The 17,074-nt window shown below is 66.6% G+C and carries 21 protein-coding genes; 14 read left to right on the top strand and 7 right to left on the bottom strand.

Going from position 1 to position 17,074, the window contains the following annotated elements; all coding sequences use genetic code 11:
* Window positions 1–86: 86 nt before the first annotated feature.
* The 5 genes from MRY80_RS20325 to MRY80_RS20305 form a co-directional block, all read right to left on the bottom strand.
* A complete protein-coding gene (locus MRY80_RS20325; protein ID WP_293292952.1) occupies window positions 87–2,294 on the bottom strand; it encodes an autotransporter domain-containing protein in 2,208 nt (735 codons plus the stop codon).
* Between the two features lie 450 nt (window positions 2,295–2,744).
* Window positions 2,745–3,437: a hypothetical protein gene (locus MRY80_RS20320; protein ID WP_293292951.1), complete on the bottom strand. Its 693-nt coding sequence runs from the start codon at window positions 3,435–3,437 to the stop codon at window positions 2,745–2,747.
* A 103-nt stretch (window positions 3,438–3,540) separates the two neighbouring features.
* Complete coding sequence (locus MRY80_RS20315) at window positions 3,541–3,798, bottom strand: hypothetical protein (RefSeq protein ID WP_293293062.1); 258 nt, start codon at window positions 3,796–3,798, stop codon at window positions 3,541–3,543.
* A 130-nt stretch (window positions 3,799–3,928) separates the two neighbouring features.
* Window positions 3,929–4,264 (bottom strand): TIGR02301 family protein, encoded by a 336-nt coding sequence (locus MRY80_RS20310; RefSeq protein ID WP_293292950.1) that lies wholly within the window; start codon window positions 4,262–4,264, stop codon window positions 3,929–3,931.
* A gap of 230 nt (window positions 4,265–4,494) precedes the next feature.
* Window positions 4,495–4,920, bottom strand: a complete 426-nt coding sequence (locus MRY80_RS20305; RefSeq protein ID WP_293292949.1) for an NUDIX hydrolase — start codon at window positions 4,918–4,920, stop codon at window positions 4,495–4,497.
* Window positions 4,921–5,022: 102 nt separating this feature from the next.
* Here MRY80_RS20305 and MRY80_RS20300 point away from each other — a divergent pair, with 102 nt between their 5' ends.
* From MRY80_RS20300 to cysS, 4 genes are all read left to right on the top strand, one after another.
* Window positions 5,023–5,562 carry a DUF2799 domain-containing protein gene (locus MRY80_RS20300; protein ID WP_293292948.1) on the top strand — a complete coding sequence of 180 codons (540 nt, stop codon included), beginning with the start codon at window positions 5,023–5,025 and terminating at the stop codon, window positions 5,560–5,562.
* Window positions 5,562–6,323, top strand: coding sequence for an SOS response-associated peptidase (locus tag MRY80_RS20295; RefSeq protein ID WP_293292947.1), 762 nt, complete (start codon window positions 5,562–5,564; stop codon window positions 6,321–6,323). The genes MRY80_RS20300 and MRY80_RS20295 overlap by 1 nt, the downstream gene beginning before the upstream one ends.
* Before the next feature lie 28 nt (window positions 6,324–6,351).
* On the top strand, window positions 6,352–6,978 hold the full coding sequence (locus tag MRY80_RS20290; protein WP_293293061.1) for a LysE/ArgO family amino acid transporter: 627 nt from the start codon (window positions 6,352–6,354) through the stop codon (window positions 6,976–6,978).
* A gap of 260 nt (window positions 6,979–7,238) precedes the next feature.
* Window positions 7,239–8,771, top strand: coding sequence for a cysteine--tRNA ligase (cysS, locus tag MRY80_RS20285; protein WP_293292946.1), 1,533 nt, complete (start codon window positions 7,239–7,241; stop codon window positions 8,769–8,771).
* A gap of 169 nt (window positions 8,772–8,940) precedes the next feature.
* Here cysS and MRY80_RS20280 read toward each other — a convergent pair whose 3' ends face one another.
* Complete coding sequence (locus MRY80_RS20280; protein WP_293292945.1) at window positions 8,941–9,309, bottom strand: endonuclease domain-containing protein; 369 nt, start codon at window positions 9,307–9,309, stop codon at window positions 8,941–8,943.
* A gap of 345 nt (window positions 9,310–9,654) precedes the next feature.
* On the opposite strand from MRY80_RS20280, the gene MRY80_RS20275 reads away from it, so the two are divergent.
* The 9 genes from MRY80_RS20275 to cimA all read left to right on the top strand — a co-directional run bounded on the left by MRY80_RS20275 (window position 9,655) and on the right by cimA (window position 15,868).
* Window positions 9,655–9,894, top strand: a complete 240-nt coding sequence (locus MRY80_RS20275) for an AbrB/MazE/SpoVT family DNA-binding domain-containing protein (RefSeq protein ID WP_293292944.1) — start codon at window positions 9,655–9,657, stop codon at window positions 9,892–9,894.
* On the top strand, window positions 9,891–10,307 hold the full coding sequence (locus MRY80_RS20270) for a type II toxin-antitoxin system VapC family toxin (protein ID WP_293292943.1): 417 nt from the start codon (window positions 9,891–9,893) through the stop codon (window positions 10,305–10,307). Before MRY80_RS20275 ends, MRY80_RS20270 begins: the two co-directional genes overlap by 4 nt.
* Before the next feature lie 122 nt (window positions 10,308–10,429).
* Complete coding sequence (locus MRY80_RS20265; protein ID WP_293292941.1) at window positions 10,430–11,125, top strand: hypothetical protein; 696 nt, start codon at window positions 10,430–10,432, stop codon at window positions 11,123–11,125.
* Between the two features lie 140 nt (window positions 11,126–11,265).
* Complete coding sequence (locus MRY80_RS20260) at window positions 11,266–11,724, top strand: GFA family protein (RefSeq protein ID WP_293292940.1); 459 nt, start codon at window positions 11,266–11,268, stop codon at window positions 11,722–11,724.
* Between the two features lies 1 nt (window position 11,725).
* Window positions 11,726–12,217 carry a GFA family protein gene (locus MRY80_RS20255; protein ID WP_293292938.1) on the top strand — a complete coding sequence of 164 codons (492 nt, stop codon included), beginning with the start codon at window positions 11,726–11,728 and terminating at the stop codon, window positions 12,215–12,217.
* Window positions 12,210–12,671 carry a GFA family protein gene (locus MRY80_RS20250; protein WP_293292936.1) on the top strand — a complete coding sequence of 154 codons (462 nt, stop codon included), beginning with the start codon at window positions 12,210–12,212 and terminating at the stop codon, window positions 12,669–12,671. Before MRY80_RS20255 ends, MRY80_RS20250 begins: the two co-directional genes overlap by 8 nt.
* A 69-nt stretch (window positions 12,672–12,740) precedes the next feature.
* On the top strand, window positions 12,741–13,124 hold the full coding sequence (locus tag MRY80_RS20245) for a VOC family protein (RefSeq protein ID WP_293292934.1): 384 nt from the start codon (window positions 12,741–12,743) through the stop codon (window positions 13,122–13,124).
* Between the two features lie 138 nt (window positions 13,125–13,262).
* Complete coding sequence (gene pip, locus MRY80_RS20240; protein ID WP_293292932.1) at window positions 13,263–14,216, top strand: prolyl aminopeptidase; 954 nt, start codon at window positions 13,263–13,265, stop codon at window positions 14,214–14,216.
* 32 nt (window positions 14,217–14,248) lie between these two features.
* Entirely contained in the window at window positions 14,249–15,868 is a 1,620-nt protein-coding gene (cimA, locus tag MRY80_RS20235; protein WP_293292930.1) for a citramalate synthase, read from the top strand.
* 3 nt (window positions 15,869–15,871) lie between these two features.
* Here the strand turns inward: cimA and MRY80_RS20230 are convergent, their stop codons facing one another.
* Entirely contained in the window at window positions 15,872–16,432 is a 561-nt protein-coding gene (locus MRY80_RS20230; RefSeq protein ID WP_293292929.1) for a hypothetical protein, read from the bottom strand.
* 79 nt (window positions 16,433–16,511) lie between these two features.
* On the opposite strand from MRY80_RS20230, the gene MRY80_RS20225 reads away from it, so the two are divergent.
* Window positions 16,512–17,048, top strand: a complete 537-nt coding sequence (locus MRY80_RS20225; RefSeq protein WP_293292928.1) for a Crp/Fnr family transcriptional regulator — start codon at window positions 16,512–16,514, stop codon at window positions 17,046–17,048.
* Window positions 17,049–17,074: the final 26 nt, after the last annotated feature.

Genomic DNA, 17,074 nt, shown 5'->3' with positions numbered 1-17,074 from the left:
TTCCACGCTGGAGGCGGGGACATGTTGCAAGCGCGACTGAAGGGCTACCTTCTCGCATCCGGCCTGACTGCCGGGGCGCTGGCCTGCTAGAAGCCGATCGTCGCCTTGACGGCGCCGCCATTCTGGCTGCTGCCGGACGAGAACACGCCCCGGTAGGAAAATTCCAGCGTGCGGCTGTCGCCCGCGGACAGGATCATCCCGGCTTCGACATTGGCGTAGAAATCGTCGAGAGGCGCCGCGACGCTGAACTGGCCGGTGCCGGTCGGCGCGCCCGAGAAGGTGGCGTTCGAGACCATTTCGTCATCGGCGAAAAAGGTCGCGCCGGCCCTCGTGAACGTGCGCAGGCTGATCGTGTCGGCGATCTGCGTCGTCGCGCCGATTTCGAGGGCGGGGGAGGCGAACAGATAGGTCTCGCTCACGCCGGCAACCGTCAGTGCGGTCGACGCATCTCCCGTCTCGCTGAAGCCGTCGCGGTCCAGATATGTCGCGCCGAGATCGACCATCGGTTTCAGATAGACGCCGCCGGCTTCGAACAGGCCGGCCGCGCGGACCTGCGCGGTCACATCCAGCATGTCGTGGCTCGACCTGTTGGTCGTCGTCAGGGCGCCGACATTCGCGACCCGCATGGACGAATAGCTGGTCGAGCCCACCGTGACGGTCGCCGCCAGCAGGGCGGGGCCGCTGACATATTTCAGGACCGCGCCGCCGTGATAGCGGTCCAGATCGCTGGTCGCGCCCGTGTCGGCGTCAATGCTCCCGGTTTCGTAGCCGAAGGCGACACCGGCGAACCAGCGGCCGCCGATCTGCGACTGGAAGCCGCCGGCGATGCCGCCGAAATCACTGGAGATGCCGACGGTCTGCGACGTGGCGCCGCGGTCGTGGCGATCCAGATCGGCCTCCGCCCACACGCAATTGCCCTCCGCGACGGCGGCAGGCAGGCCCGGCCCCGCCTGCGGGCAGGAGAGCAACGTGCCGGTGAACGCTCCGGCGGCGAACAGCGACGACGTCTGCTCGGCGAGGAAGAGTTCCGGCGAGAGCTGGTCCAGGTCGGCCTGGTATTCGCCGACATCGACGACACCGGCCAGCGCCGTGATGAGCGGTTGTACATCGCCGCCGCCGGCGCCGAGTATCGCGTTCAGAGCCTGCCCGATGGACTCCTGGTTGTCGTTGCCGGCATTCGCCTCGAAATCGGCGGTCGCCTGCAGGATCACCTGGTTGCCGGCGATCTCGACCTCCTGCGTGATGGCGGCGGTCTGCGTGACGGTGTCGAATGTGCCGCTGATGCCGCCATCGGCCTCGAGGATCACATATTCGTTCGTCGGGGCGATCACGCCGAGCGGGTTGAGCGTGAGCGTTCCGGCGAGCGTCGCTGTTCCGGCGATGTCGAGCATGTCGGCGTCGCCATCCGTCGTGCCGACGTCGATGTAGAGAACGCCGCCGGAATTCTGGACGAAATTGCCGGAGATGGCATTGGTGGCGGTCGTGTCGTCTCCGCCGGGAGAATAGGTGCCGTTGTTCGTGAGCGAACCGGTGAAGTCGCCCGTGAGGTTCAGCACGCCGGTGTGGTCGAAGGTGCCGGACGTGAAGCTCATTCCGGCATTCGCGTTCAGCGTGCCGTTGTTGTCGAGAATGCCGCCGTCGACCCTGAGCAGCCCGTTGGACGTCAGCGTATTGTTGTTCTCGAATTCGCCGCCGAACAAGTCGACTGCGCCGGTCCCCGCAAACGTGCCGGTATTGTTGAACAGTCCGCCATTGAAGGTGAAGGTGCCCTGGGCGTTCAGCGTGCCGGAGTTCTGAATCATGCCCCCATTGGTCGTGAACACGCCGGTCACGTCCGTCGTGCCGGAATTGGTGAAGGTTCCCCCGTTCAAAAGGGCGGAGGAGATCAGTGCGGTTCCGGCATTCGTGAACGTTCCGGTGTTTGTCACCGTGCCGAGGATGGAAACCGTGCCGCTTCCTGCCTGGATGTCGAAGCTGCCGACGGAGTTGTTGTTCACGGAATTGCCGATCGTCGTGGCGCCGGCGCCGGACGTGAACTGGATGGTGCCGCTGTTGGAGATCGTCGCGGTGATGCCGAGCGTGTCGCTTCCGCTGTGTCTGAGCGTGCCGCCGCCGTCGACGGTCAGGTCGCCGCCCCCCGATGTCAGAGAACTGGCGCCGCCATTGCCCTGGAAATCCAGCGTGCCGCCCGACTGTATGATGATGTCGTCTGGCGCCGTCGTCGAGACGGACGCATTCGTGCCCTCGTTCTGGGTGCTGCTTATGACGAGATTGGCGGCCATGGCGGCGGGCAATGGACAAAGCATTGTGGAAGCAAGAATTGCCGCACGTGCAACGGTGTTGGCCCGAATGCTCGGAAGGGCTGCGCGTACAGGCGCGCAATGACAACTAGTCCTCAACGATTCGCCCCCTCACATCCCACTAAGTATTTTCACTAGCACCGTTTCAGAGGTCTCTCAACCTGAGATTGGGGGCGAAGACTCCGCAGGTTGCATCGAATTGAAGTTATTCACAGGTCGAAAGGCCGGGAGCGTGCATTGAGGGCCCGCGGCCGCAGCAAGGGCTCGTCGATATATTTCGCTTGACCTGCGTCAGCGGCGATGCCGTCTCGATGAATTGGCATGAACGGGCAGGATTATCGGTCTGACAGCAGGAACTTGCCGTCCATTCCTCTTGGCGAGGTGAATGCCGCGACCGGGCGCACAAGCATCGGCCGGTTCCGCCTCAAAGGCGCCGTTCGCCCCTCAGTCGCCTGCCACGAAGAAGATCCACCGCCCGTCGGCCGTGATGCCGGCGCGGTAGAAGATGTAGGCGCCGAAGGTGCGCATGTCTTCGTAGTCGCCGGAGGTGACGAGCTTGAACAGTTCCACGCGCTGCACCGGCGTCAGCGTCTCCAGCGAGGTCGCGGTGAAATAGGGCCAGACATAGTATTCGCGCGGCGTGCCCGGGTCGAACACGGCATAGCGCGCCTCCAGCACCTCCAGCAGGATCGCCAGGATTTCGAAGCCCTCCGGATCGCCTGAAAGCGTGCGGATGAAGTCGATCGGATCGCCGTCGATGTCGCCGAAGGAGAGCTGCGTCGCGCCGGCGTCGATCAGCGGGCGCAGCGCCTCGAAATCCGCGTTGCGCGCGGCCTCCATGATCATCGCGCGCGTGCGCCGCACGGCCTCGGGCAGGGCGTCGTTGTCGCCGCCGATCACCGGCTCGGCGGTTTGCATGGCGCCGCCCGGCGCGCCTCCGGGGCGTGCCAGCGGGTTCTCGGGATCCTCGTAGCTCGGCCGGGGGATCGGGTCGGGCAGCGGCACCAGCCCCGACGGCGGCGGCGCGAGCCCGTCGGCCTGCGCGATCGCGACGGGCGAGGGGGCGTCCTCGCCGGCGTGCGCCGCGAGGGGAAGCGCGAATGTGGACAGGCAGATGAGCGGGGCGAATAGGCGCATCGCGCGCGACCGCGCGCGCGTCGCCGGGCCGGCGCGTCGCCTGCGATCTCCAGGCCGTCGGGCGCAGATCGTCATCAAGTCCCCGCGGGTCGCTCGGGCGAGCCTATTGCACCGTCCGGTCCGGCGTGAATTCACCGCACAGGATACGGTCGCGCAGCGTCTCGACCAGCGCAAGGGCGGCGTCTTCGCCCTGGTCGCGGATCGTTTCCTCAAGCGCCGTCGCAATCGCCGCATCGGCGAGGATCGCGGCGTCGATGCCTTCCATCGTGCCGTCGGCCCAGGCTTCGCTGTGAACCTCCATCGCCGCGATGCGTTTTTCGCGCGCGATGAGCTCGTCCATTTCGTTGATCGTTACGTCCATCATACTCGGTTGCACCAGATCAAAATGGCACACGTCATTTACTCGCCGTTAACATATCGGGTGCGCGTCAAGAAAAAAAGCGTCAAGCGGAAAAACCGTTAACGCATGTTTAAAACGTGATCACGTTCGCCTATTCGCCGTAGCGATTGGTGATCTCTCGGCTCAGGGTGGCACCTTCGCTCATGTAGCGTTCCGCTGCGGCAAGTGCTTGTTCCGTGCAGGTGACATAGACGCTGTCGAAGGTGCGGTAGCCGCGGTTGAAGCTGGCGATCAGCCGCGCGCGGCGCACAGGCTCGGGGTTCTCGGCCGCCAGCATGCCTTCCATCTGGTCGCGCCACTCGTTCGATTCCTCGCCGCACAGATTGCGCAGATAGTGGATCGAGCCGAGCACTTCGGCCAGCCGCAGCAGGCTCTCGTCATAGGGGACGGTGGCCGAAATCTGTGCCGGGGCGGGGGCGGCCGCCATGAGGGACGTTGCCAGTGCGATCGCGCCGATCGTCGATTTTCCGCTGAACACGCTCGCCTCGCTCCGCCTGTCGCGGACCGGTCGCGATCCGCATCGCCTTGTCGTCTCCTAGCCGATCGGCCGGGACGCGCCAACCTGAATCCGTTCCTCAGCCCCTTGCCGCATGCGGTTGCCGGGATTCGACATTTCCCGCCCTTCGACACCGCGAAGAGGGCGCGATCAAGGCGGCGTCAGCTGTCCGCGGCGATGGCGCGCGCGCAGTCGAGCGTGCTCTGGGTGACGTCGAGCGCGGCCATGGCGTCGAGGTCGAACCAGCGCGCCTCGTCGGCGTCGTCGGCGGCCACCGGCACGCCCGACGCGGTGCCGCGATGCACGGCCAGCACGAAGTGGTGCGGCGTGTCGCCGTCCGATCCGTCGCTCATCAGTTCGAACAGCGCGTGGAAGCGGATGTCCGCGCCCTCAAGCCCGGTTTCCTCCTGCAATTCGCGCCGCGCCGCGTCGGCCAGCGTCTCGCCGAGATGCACCCGCCCGCCCGGAAAGGCCCACTGGCCCTTGGCCGGCGCACGGCCGCGCCGCACCAGCAGGAACGCGCCGCTCGCGGGGTCTTGCACTGCCGCCGAAACGGCCATGAGGGGAAAGGATTGCGTGTTGTCCATGTTGCTTATGCGTCGTCTGTGATGCAGTTTGTAGCACGTGCGAACACGGGGTACATCGGAATGAAGGCAACGCCGGCAACCATTGTCAGCGGAGGTCTTGCCGTGACGGCGATTGCCGTCGTGCTGGGCCTGACGGGCTGTCAGACGCTCAACGAGGAACAGTGCTTGACGACCGACTGGCGCCAGCTCGGCGAGACCGACGGCAATGCCGGCCGGCAGCAATCCTATATCGCCCGCCACCAGGAAGCCTGCAACAAATTCGGCGCCGCGGTCGATGTCGCCGCCTGGCATGCCGGCTGGGATCTCGGCATCCGCTACCACTGCACGCCCGAAAACGGCCTCGACCGGGGGCTGAACGGCAGCGGCGCGTCGCAGGCCTGCCCGGCCGATCTCGCCTTCGACTACCGACAGGCCCACAAGGTCGGCAGCGAACTGCATTCGGCGCGCAGCGCGGTCGAGCGGCAGCGCGACGAGCTGGACGACACGATGGATGCGCTCGCCGAAGCCACGGTCGATACGATCGCCGATCGCCGCCGCGACGTCGAGGTCAAGCGCAAGGAGCTGAAGGCCGCCGAAAACCGGCTGGACGCCGCCGAGCGCGCGGTCGAACTGTTCAGGTCGCGGCTGATGGCGCGCCGCTGATGTGCGGCCGCTTCGCGCTTTCGCAGACGCCGGAGGAGGTGGGCGCCTTCTTCGCGCTCGACGAGGTGGAGGATTTTCCGCCGCGCTACAACATCGCGCCCACCCAGCCGATCCTCGTCGTCACCTCCGCGCCGCCGCGCGAGCCGGGCTCCAACCGCTCCGACCGCGAGGCGAAGCTGGTGCGCTGGGGCCTGCTGCCGTCCTGGGTCAAGGACCCGAAGGATTTTCCGCTGCTGATCAACGCCCGCGCCGAGACGGCCGCCGAAAAGGCCTCGTTCCGCGCCGCCATGCGCCATCACCGCGCGCTCATCCCGGCCTCCGGCTTCTATGAATGGCGCCGCGACAAGGCGTCCGGCCAGTCGCAGGCCTACTGGATCCGGCCGGCCGATGGCGGCCTCGTCGGCTTCGCCGCACTGACCGAAAGCTACATGTCGCCCGAGGGCTCGGAACTGGATTCGGCGGCGATCTGCACCACCGAGGCCTCGACCGACATCGCCGCCATCCACAACCGCATGCCGGTCGTCATCCCGCAGGCGGAATTCGCGCGCTGGCTCGACTGCCGCAGCCAGGAGCCGCGCGACGTCAAGGACCTGCTCGGTCCTGCGCCGGAAGGCTTCTTCGAGGCGGTCCCGGTCTCCGACAGGGTCAACAAGGTGGCCAACACGTCGCCCGACATCCAGGACCGGGTCGAACCGCGCAGCTTCGACGCCGACAAGAAAGCCGCCCCGACCGGTGGCGGCGGCCAGATGTCGCTGCTCTGAGCCCCGGAGTTCCCACGTGTCACTGCAAATCGCGTCCGCGAGCCTGTCGGGCTTCCTGTTCGGCCTGTCCCTGATCGTCGCCATCGGCGCGCAGAACGCCTTCATCCTGCGCCAGGGCCTGCTGCGCGAGCATGTCTTCGTGCTGTGCATGATCTGCGCGCTGTCCGACGCGGCGCTGATCGCGGTCGGCGTCGGCGGCTTCGGTTCGCTGGTCGCCGCCAGCGAGACCGCGACGCGGCTGGTCGCCTGGGCGGGTGCGGCCTTCCTGTTCGCCTATGGCGCCATCGCGCTGCGCCGCGCCTGGCGCCCGGCGGCGATGCAGGCCGAGGGCGGGGCGGGCACGTCGCTGGCCAAGGCCGTCGCGACCTGCCTGTCCTTCACCTTCCTCAACCCGCATGTCTATCTCGACACGGTGGTGCTGCTGGGCGGCGTGTCGGCCGGCCACGAGGGGCTGGCCCGCCTCGGCTTCGCCGCGGGCGCCGTCGTCGCGTCCTTTGCGTGGTTCTTCGCGCTCGGTTACGGCGCGCGCCTGCTGCAGCCGGTCTTCGCCAGGCCCGCCGCATGGCGGGTGCTCGACATCGCCATCGCTGCGGTGATGTTCGCCCTGGCTCTCAGTCTGGTGGTGGAGCATACGGCGCCGGGGCGGTCGCCCTAATTCCCTGGTCCGTGGGCGTGGGGGCGACCTTCCGTGGCTGACGATGGGGGCGTCCGCCAAGGACTTCCCGGAGCCGTGCCTCTTGTGAAGGCCCTTTCATCATAATTCCGTGATCGCAAAATTTTGCCCCCTCATGAAAGAAAAACTGGGGAGCGATTGACAACTTCCGGTTTCAGGCGGGCACATCCGTTTTCGCGACGGGTTGCCTTTGGGCGGCAGCCTTGCCAATGACCTCTGCAATTCCTGCAAACGAGCGCGACATGACCGAAAAACCCGTCCTGACCCTCTACAACACGCTGACCCGGCAGAAGGAGGTCTTCGCGCCGATCGATGCCGAGAACGTGCGCATGTATGTCTGTGGTCCGACGGTCTACGACTACGCCCATATCGGCAACGCCCGCCCGGCCATCGTCTTCGACGTGCTGTTCCGGCTGCTGCGCCATGTCTACGGCGCCGACCACGTGACCTATGTCCGCAACATCACCGACGTGGACGACAAGATCAACGCGCGGGCGCTGCGCGACTATGGCGACGAGATCGACGCCGGCCGCATGAGCCTCAACGCTGCCATCCGCGCGGTGACGGAAAAGACGCTGGCGCAATATCTGGAGGACACCGCCGCGCTCGGCTGCCTGGAGCCGACCGTGCAGCCGCGCGCGACCGAACACGTCGACGGCATGGTGGAGATGATCGGCACGCTGATCGCCGGCGGCCACGCCTATGTCGCTTCGGGCGGCGAGGGCAGGGAGGTCCTGTTCGACGTCCGCTCCATGCCCGCCTATGGCGGCCTGTCGAAGCGCAATCTCGACGAGCAGCAGGCCGGCGCGCGCATCGCGGTGGAGGCGCACAAGAAGAACCCGGCCGATTTCGTGCTGTGGAAGGAATCCGATCCCGACGAGCCCGGCTGGGACGCGACCTTCGACACGCCCGACGGCGCGGTGACCATCCACGGCCGCCCCGGCTGGCACATCGAGTGCTCGGTCATGAGCGAGCATCACCTGGGCAAGCTCTTCGACATCCATGGCGGCGGGCTCGACCTGATCTTCCCGCACCACGAAAACGAGATCGCCCAGTCCTGCTGCGCCCACGGCACGGAGCGCATGGCCAATTACTGGATGCACAACGGCTTCCTGCAGGTGGAAGGCAGGAAGATGTCCAAGTCCGAGGGCAACTTCTTCACCATCCACGAACTGATGGCGACGGAGAATTTCGGCCAATTCTCTTGGCCGGGCGCCGTGCTTCGCTATGCGATGCTGATGACGAACTACCGCGAACCAATCGACTTCTCAGTTCAAAGGCTCGAGGAAGCCGCAACTGAGTTAGGCAAGTATCGCCTGATAGCAGAATTTGACGAAGCGGTGGCTCCGCCTGCCGCTTTCGTGGATGCACTCTGTGATGATCTGAACACGCCGAAGGCGATCTCAGTTCTTAGGGACCTCGCTGCAAAGCCTCCCGTTTATGCCCGCAGTGATCAAAATGGCGGCGCGACTTCAGATTCATCGGCAGCGCTTGATGAAGACTATTCGAGGCGAGCGCAGCTCGCCGCTGCATTGTCTTTTGTCGGCATTGATCTCCGCAACTACGATGCGAATTGGATGATTGCGTCTGTTTCGGACGCGAGAAAACTGGAAATCCAGGCCCGCATCGATGAACGCCTCGCCTTCATCCGCGACAAGAACTGGGCCGAGGCCGACCGCATCCGCGATGAACTCCTGTCTGAAGGCATCCAGCTAAAGGACGGAAAAGACTCCGAAACCGGAGAGCGCATCACCACCTGGGAAGTGAAGAGGTAGGCGGACTATCGCGGGCTCCCCCTTCTCCCCAACGTGGGAGAAGGTGGATGCGCCGGTTCCGTGAACCGGCGCAGACGGATGAGGGGGTGAGGAGCGATCCGCTTTAGCGGACGAAAAGCCAACGATTTGGCTTTTCGAGCGACGAACTGCTGGAGCAAAAGCGCATGGCTCAGCGCCAGTCTTGCCGCAGCGATGCGTCCCGCGAAAAAGCGATGATCGTCGCGCAGACACTGTCGAGTTCGCGCATCACCTCGTCGTTCCAGAATCGCAAGACGCGGAAGCCGCGCGCTTCGAGATCTGTGTCGCGAAGGGAATCTCTACGGCTTTCCGCATGCTGCGTCCCGTCCACCTCGACGATCAGCTTCGCCTCCATGCAGACGAAATCGGCGATGTAGGGACCGATCGGAACCTGTCGGCGGAACTTCAGCATGTCGAGCCGCCGATTGCGCAACGCGCCCCACAGGCGCTCCTCCGCCTGGGTCGGATTGCCTCGCATCTCGCGCGCGAACGCGCGCAAACGCCGGACGTCCTTCCCCATCGCAGGCCCCCTCATCCGTCTGCGGCCCTTCACGGAAGGCCCGCATCCACCTTCTCCCACGAGGGGAGAAGGCAGGTCCAGCGTCCCATGCTCCGCCATATCGTTGCAATGGCCGCCTGCGAGCTCAGGCAGACGCAGGCAGACGCAACAAGCGCCTCCCTTCTCCCCCTGGTGGGGTCCGAAGGACGGGTCGAGACCGGTGGCTCGACCCTGGGCAGGTGGATGCGCCGGTTCCGTGAACCGGCGCAGACGGATGAGGGCCTTTCCAGCGAGCGAAGACCCGGGCCGTTGAACTCCGCCCCCGTTTGGCATATGTTCAGGCATATGCCAAATCGGAGGCCTGCCATGGGCGAGGAACGTCACGTCAGACTGTTCAGGAACGGCCGAAATCAGGCCGTGCGCATTCCGGTCGAGTTCGAACTGCCCGGTGACGAGGCGGTCATGCGCAAGGAAGGCGACAGGCTGATCATCGAGCCGGCGAAGAAGCAAGACCTCGTCGAATGGCTCAAGACCATCGAGCCGTGGGACGAGGAGTTCCCGGATGTCGACGAGGGCTTGCTGCCGGCCGAGGACGTGGAGCTGTGACCGCGTTCCGCTACATGCTGGACACCAACATTCTCTCCCACATGATCCGGTTCCCGGAAGGAGACGCCGTGCGGATGCTGGTCGACACCGGCGTGCAGGAGGCATGCGTCAGCGCGATCGTCGCCTCCGAACTCCGCTTCGGCGCGGCCAAGCGCGGTTCGCCGAGGCTGACGCAACTCGTCGAGGACATGCTCGAGCGCATCGAGGTCGTCGCCTATGGCGCGGACGCGTCCCGGGCCTACGCCCGAATCCGGCTGGATCTGGCGCGCGCGGGCACGCCGATCGGCCCCGCGGACATGTTCATCGCCGCCCACGCGCTCGCCGGGGACATGACGCTCGTCACCGACAATGTCCGCGAGTTCCAGCGCGTACCCGGCCTGCGGGTCGAAAACTGGCTCGCCCCGGCCGGCTGAGGGGCCGCACCCGGTGGAAACCCACCCGCACACGCACCGCCCAACCCCCTGATCCGCCGTACTTTTCCCGCTCCCCGCCACTTTTCCATCCACCTCCGCCACCTTCGGCCTAGCCTTGCCGCATGGAAGCGAACCGGCATGAATTCGACTGGGAGAGCGCGATCGCCAGGAATTTCGAGGCGCTCGAACTCGTCGTCGCGCGGCTCTTCGCGCTGGCCGGCATCGCCACGGGGCGGCCGTTCGTCGAGACCGTGTCGCGCGGCCTCCATGCCCGCATCCTCGCCGTCCTGCGCCCCGCCGAATACGCGCTTCGCCGGCTGATCGTGATGGCGGCCTGCAGGCTCGCCGTCGCCGCGCCGTCCGCGCGGGCCTCTCGGGCCGGAATGCCGAAACCCGGCCGCCAGGAACCGAAGTCCGATCCCGCGCAAGTCCCGGCGTTCCGGCTCTTCGATCCGGTCAAGTCCGCGGCCGATCCCTGGCTGACATCCGCCGAGATCGCCGCGCTCGACCGCCCGGCCTCGGCCGCGTGGCCGGCCGCGCCTGCGCTGCCGGCCTATGAACCGGTCGACGCGCGCGGCCTTTGCGGGCGCATCGTCGCCTTGCGGACCGCCATGGCCGATCTCGACGGCCAGGCCCTGCGGCTTGCCCGCTGGCGGGCGAGGCGGTCTCGCGCGACCTGCCGGCCGAAGCGTTTCGCGCCGATGCGTCCCGGCCGCCCGCCCGGCTGGATGCGCCGCCCGAAGACGGGCCTTCAGGAAGTGCTCGTCGAATGCGATCTCCTCGCCCGCTACGCCTGGAAGGGCCCCGACACCTCCTGAGCCGCCCGCCCTTCGACGGCTTCGTCAGCCCGCCTCCTGTCAGGAGACGGGCCGCCTTGGCATGTTCGCGGTTGACCCGCCGGCCGTTCTGTCCAATCCATTCGGGGCCGACACGCAAACGTCCTTGGGGAGGCCGAGCCATGACCGCATATTCCGGCGGCTGCCAATGCGGCGCGGTCCGCTTCCGCGCCACCGATCCGCACAACCCCGGCATCTGCCATTGCCGCATGTGCCAGAAGGCGTTCGGCTCGCCCTTTGCCGCGCTGGTCGAGGTCGATACCGAAAACGTCGAGTGGACGCGCGGGTCGCCGTCCTATTTCCAGTCGTCGGACAAGGTGCGGCGCGGCTTCTGCGCGCAATGCGGAACGCCGCTGACCTACACCCATGACGGCGGCGTCGAACTGGCGATCTGCGCCTTCGACGATCCGATGGCGGTCGCGCCGAACCACCAGGTCAACCATTCCGCGCGGCTGGCCTTCTTCGACGGCCTGCCGGCGCTCCCCGCCGATGACGAAACCGCCTATGCCGAGTACCAGGCCGGGCTGAAGAACCGCCAGCATCCCGACCACGACACGGATCGCTGGCCGATGGAGGATTGAGATGACCGATCGCATCACCGGCGGCTGCCAGTGCGGCGCGGTGCGCTACCGCGTCGACGCGCCTTTGCAAAACCCGCATCTGTGTCACTGCCGCATGTGCCAGAAGGCCGCCGGCAACTATTTCATGCCGCTTGCCGGCGTCGCCCGCGCCGATTTCGTGGTCACCCGCGGCGAACCCGGCTGGTTCCATTCCTCGGCCATCGTCCGGCGGGGCTTTTGCCGCGACTGCGGAACGCCGCTGTTCTTCGATCCGCTCGACAGCGACCACATCGCCGTCACGCTCGGTTCGCTCGACGATCCGGCGAGCTGCAAGCCCCTCTCCGAGGACTCGGTTGAATCGCGGCTGCCCTTCCTCGCCGAATGGGTCGATACCCGCCAGAAGGTCACCGAGGACGATTTCTCCGAAGACGACCTGGAGACGATCCGCACGACCAACCACCAGCACCCCGATCACGATACCGAGGAATGGCCGATGGAGGGCGATCATGGCTGAACCGATCACCGGCGGCTGCCAGTGCGGCGCGGTGCGCTATCGCTGCGACGGGTTCGGCCGCGCCTCGATCTGCCATTGCCGCATGTGCCAGAAGGCGTTCGGCTCCTTCTTCGGCCCGCTCGTCACGGCGAAGGGCCTCGTCTGGACACGCGGCGAACCGAAGATCTTCGCGAGCTCCAACAAGGTCGGCCGCGGCTTCTGCGCGGAGTGCGGCACGCCGCTGACCTATGATTGGGGCGGCGAGGTGGAGGTCTCGCTCGGGTCGCTCGACGATCCGGAGCGCGCCCCGCCGGTCGTTCAGGTCAATCCGCATGACAAGCTGTCCTTCGTGGACGGCCTGTCGGCGCTCCCGACGGTCAATTCCGCCGACACGCCGGAAGGCGCGGCCTTCATGGCGGGCGTCGAGAGTCGCCAGCATCCGGACCACGACACGGACGTGTGGCCGCCCGCCTGACGGGACGTTTCGCCGCGTGGCGGCACGGCCTCCGGCCACCGATATGGGAAACAACGAGGAGACGATGAGATGATCGATCACATGGGCATCAGCGTCAGCGACTTCGACGCGGCGAAGGCCTTTTACGACCGGGCGCTTGCGCCGCTCGGCGCCTCGCTGCTGATGGTCGTGCCGCCTCAATTCGTGGGCGGCCGCAAGGTCGGCGGCTACGGTCGCGGCAAGCCCGATTTCTGGCTGAGCGAGGGAGAGAAACAGACCCCGCCCATCCATGTCGCCTTCACCGCGCAAAGCCGCGCCGAGGTCGACGCCTTCCACGCGGCGGCGATCGCCGCAGGCGGAGAGGACAACGGCGCGCCGGGCCTGCGCCCGCATTACCATGACAACTATTACGGCGCCTTCGTGCGCGATCCCGACGGCCACAACATCGAGGCCGTCTGTCACAAGCCGGAATAGGACGGAGCCGATGACCGAGCGCAATCCGCAGACCCAGATGCCCAAATGGCTGCTCTACGGCCTGATCGGCAAGGGCGTCCTCGTCGTGCTCGTCGTCATCGCGGTGCTGTTCTATGCCGGCGTGATCTGAGAGGAACGATGTCCGAACTGCGCACATTCTACCCGCCGATCGAACCCTATGAGAGCGGCATGCTCGATGTCGGCGACGGCCACGAGATCCATTGGGAACGCGTCGGCACGCCGGGCGCCAAGCCGGCCGTCTTCCTGCATGGCGGCCCCGGCGGCGGCATCATGCCCGGCCACCGGCGCCTCTTCGATCCCGCGCTTTACGACGTCCTGCTGTTCGACCAGCGCGGCTGCGGCAAGTCCACGCCGCGCGCCTCGCTCGAGGCCAACACCACCTGGCATCTCGTCGCGGACATCGAGCGGTTGCGCGAGATGGTCGGCGTCGACGAATGGCAGGTCTTCGGCGGCTCCTGGGGCTCGACCCTGGCGCTCGCCTATGCCGAGACCCATCCCGACCGCGTGAGCGAACTGGTTCTGCGCGGCATCTACACGGTCACCCGGCCCGAACTCGACTGGCTCTACCAGTTCGGCGTCTCGGAGATGTTTCCGGAGCGGTGGGAAGCCTTCTGCGCGCCGATCCCCGAGGCCGAGCGCGGCGACATGATGTCGGCCTATTACCGGCGTCTGACCGGCGACGACCGCACCACGCGCATCGAGGCGGCCAAGGCCTGGAGCGTCTGGGAAGGCAACGTCATCACGCTGTTGCCGGAGCCCGAGACCAGCGACCCCTTCGCCGAGGCCGAATACGCCGAGGCCTTCGCCCGCATCGAGTGCCATTTCTTCGTCAATGGCGGCTGGCTGGAGGAGGGGCAATTGCTGCGCGACGCGCACCGCCTGGCCGACATTCCGGGCGTCATCGTCCACGGCCGCTACGACATGCCGTGCCCGGCCCGCTACGCCTGGAAGTTGCACAAGGCCTGGCCGAGGGCCGATTTCCACCTGATCGAGGGCGCCGGACACGCATATTCGGAGCCGGGCATCCTTGACCGGCTGATCCGGGCGACCGATAAGTTCGCCGGAAAATAAGGAGCCGGGCACCGGCCGCGACGGGTAGGACCATGAAACGCGAACGCATCTATCTCTTCGACACGACACTGCGTGACGGGCAGCAGACGCCCGGCATCGATTTCTCGGTCGAGGACAAGATTGCCATCGCCGAGATGCTGGACGAGTTCGGTCTCGACTATGTCGAGGGCGGCTATCCGGGCGCCAACCCCACCGACACGGCCTTCTTCGAGCGCAAGCGCACCAGTGCCGCGAAATTCGTCGCCTTCGGCATGACCAAGCGGGCAGGGGTCTCCGTCTCCAACGATCCGGGCGTCGCCGCTCTGAACGGCTCGAAGTCGGACGCCGTCTGCTATGTCGCGAAAAGCTGGGACCTGCATGTGCGCGTCGCGCTAGGCTGCACCAACGAGGAAAACCTGGAATCGATCCGCCACTCTGTCGAGGCGACCGTCGCCGTCGGCAAGGAAGCGCTGGTCGATTGCGAGCACTTCTTCGACGGCTACAAGGCGAACCGGGCCTATGCGCTCGCCTGCGCCAAGGCGGCCTTCGATGCCGGCGCGCGCTGGATCGTGCTCTGCGACACCAATGGCGGGACGCAGCCGCACGAGGTGCGCGAGATCGTCGCCGCGGTGATCGCGTCCGGCATTCCCGGCGATCGCCTCGGCATCCACGCCCATAACGACACCGAACAGGCCGTCGCCAACTCGCTCGCCGCCATCGATGCCGGCGTCCGCCAGGTGCAGGGCACCTTGAACGGCATCGGCGAGCGCTGCGGCAATGCCAATCTCGTCACGCTGATCGGCACGCTGGCGCTGAAGCCGGCATGGTCGGACCGCTTCGAGATCGGCATCGGTTCGGGCAAGCTGGAAGGCCTGACGCGGCTGTCGCGCTGGTTCGACGAATTGCTCAACCGCTCGCCGGCCCAGCAGGCGCCCTATGTCGGCGCGACCGCCTTCGCGACCAAGGCCGGCATCCACGCCTCCGCCCTGATCAAGGATCCGTCGACCTACGAACATGTCGAGCCGGAAAAGGTCGGCAATGTGCGCCACATCATGGTCTCCGACCAGGGCGGCAAGTCCAACTTCATCAACGAGTTGAATCGTCGTGGCGTCGTCGTCGCCAAGAGCGATCCGCGCCTCGACACGCTGATCGCGATCGTCAAGGAGCGCGAGGCGATCGGCTATGCCTATGAGGGCGCGGACGCCAGTTTCGAATTGCTGGCGCGGCGCACGCTGGGCGAGGTGCCGGATTTCTTCGACGTCGTCTCGTTCCGCTCGCTCGTCGAACGCCGCCACAACGCCGTCGGCAAGATCGTCACCGTCGCGGAGGCGGTCGTGAAGGTGAATGTCGACGGCGAGGAGCGTATGTCGGTCGCCGAATCCTCCAACGGTCCGGTCAACGCGCTCGACATGGCGCTGCGCAAGGACCTCGGCAAATACCAGGCCGAGATCGCGGATCTGGAACTGGTCGACTACAAGGTGCGCATCCTCAATGGCGGCACCGAGGCGATCACCCGCGTGCTGATCGAATCGGCCGACAGTTCCGGCATGCGCTGGTGGACGGTCGGCGTGTCGGAAAACATCATAGACGCCTCCTTCGAGGCCCTGATGGATTCCATCACCTTCAAGCTGATGAAGAACCGCGGCCACGCCGGCCTTGCGGCGGCGGAGTAGGCGCTACTGTCCGTGCTGCATGGTGTGCCCGCCATGCCCGTCGGCGCCTGAACCGTAGCCGCGCAGCTGGTTGTACATCATCACCTGGTGCCGGTTCAGAACCGGCACCGTCTTCAGGTGCGTGCGAAGGTGGATGAAGCGCAGCTCGCCGCGGGTCTCGGCGATTTGCATCACCAGGCTCTTCAGCTCCGCCTCGGTGATCGTCGCGTCGCTGAACCCCGCCTCGAGTTCGGTCTCGAGCGCGATCAGCCTTGCGCCGGTCTCGATCGCGGCGGCCTGCATCTCGTCGCGCAGCGCTTCGACGGCCGCAACCTGTTCGGCGGTGAGGCCGATCTCGCCGGCCAGCTCCAGCACATGCGCCGGCCCGGGCATGCCGTTCAGCTCGGCCGCCTTGGCGAGCCCCCAGCCGCCGCCGCGCCGCAACTCCTCCAAGTCGGCCTCCGACAGGCTCTTGATCGCCCGCGTCTCCTGTCCGGCATAGGGCGAGGACGTCTCCGCCCGGGCAAGCGAAGGAACCGTGAGGGCGGTGGTGGTCAGGGCGGCGAGAAGGGGGCGGGTCAACATCGTCGGGTCTCCATGGCGGACGCGCATTTCTGCGGTCGTTCCTTGCCATCGCAGCGTCGCGCACGACATGATTGCGATCATGTCCGCTGCGATCTTCCAGACCCTTGCCGCGATGGCCGGAGACCCGCGCCGGCTCGAACCCGGCGAAAGCCTGTTTCGCCAGGGCGACCCGGTGTCGTCCCTCTTCGCCGTTCAGTCCGGCATGTTCCGGCTGGTGCGCTACGGGGCGGGCGGCGACGCGGTCGTCCTCCAGCAGGCGAGGGGCGGCGACACCGTGGCCGAAGCCTCCATCTATTCCGATGTCTATCATTGCAGCGCGGAATGCGTCGCGGCGGGCTCGGTCCTCTCGGTGCCGGCGGCCCGGTTCCGCGAGCGGCTGCGCAGCGACCCCGCTTTCGCGGAGGAGTGGACGCGTTATCTCGCCCGGTCCATCCAGAACGCCCGCGCCCGCTCCGAGATCCTCGCCGCCCGAACGATCGAGGAACGGCTTGCCCGCTGGCGCGCCTGGTTCGGCGACCTGCCGGAGAAGGGCCAGTGGAAGGAACTCGCCGTCGAGATCGGCGTCACGCCCGAGGCGCTGTATCGCGCCTTGGCGCGCGGGCGGCGATCCGGCTGACGGCCTTGCGCGATTGTCGCCATGAC

This window comes from Oricola sp. (assembly GCF_022763245.1).
GTDB lineage: Bacteria > Pseudomonadota > Alphaproteobacteria > Rhizobiales > Rhizobiaceae > Oricola.
This window is presented reverse-complemented; position numbering and strand designations above follow the sequence as displayed.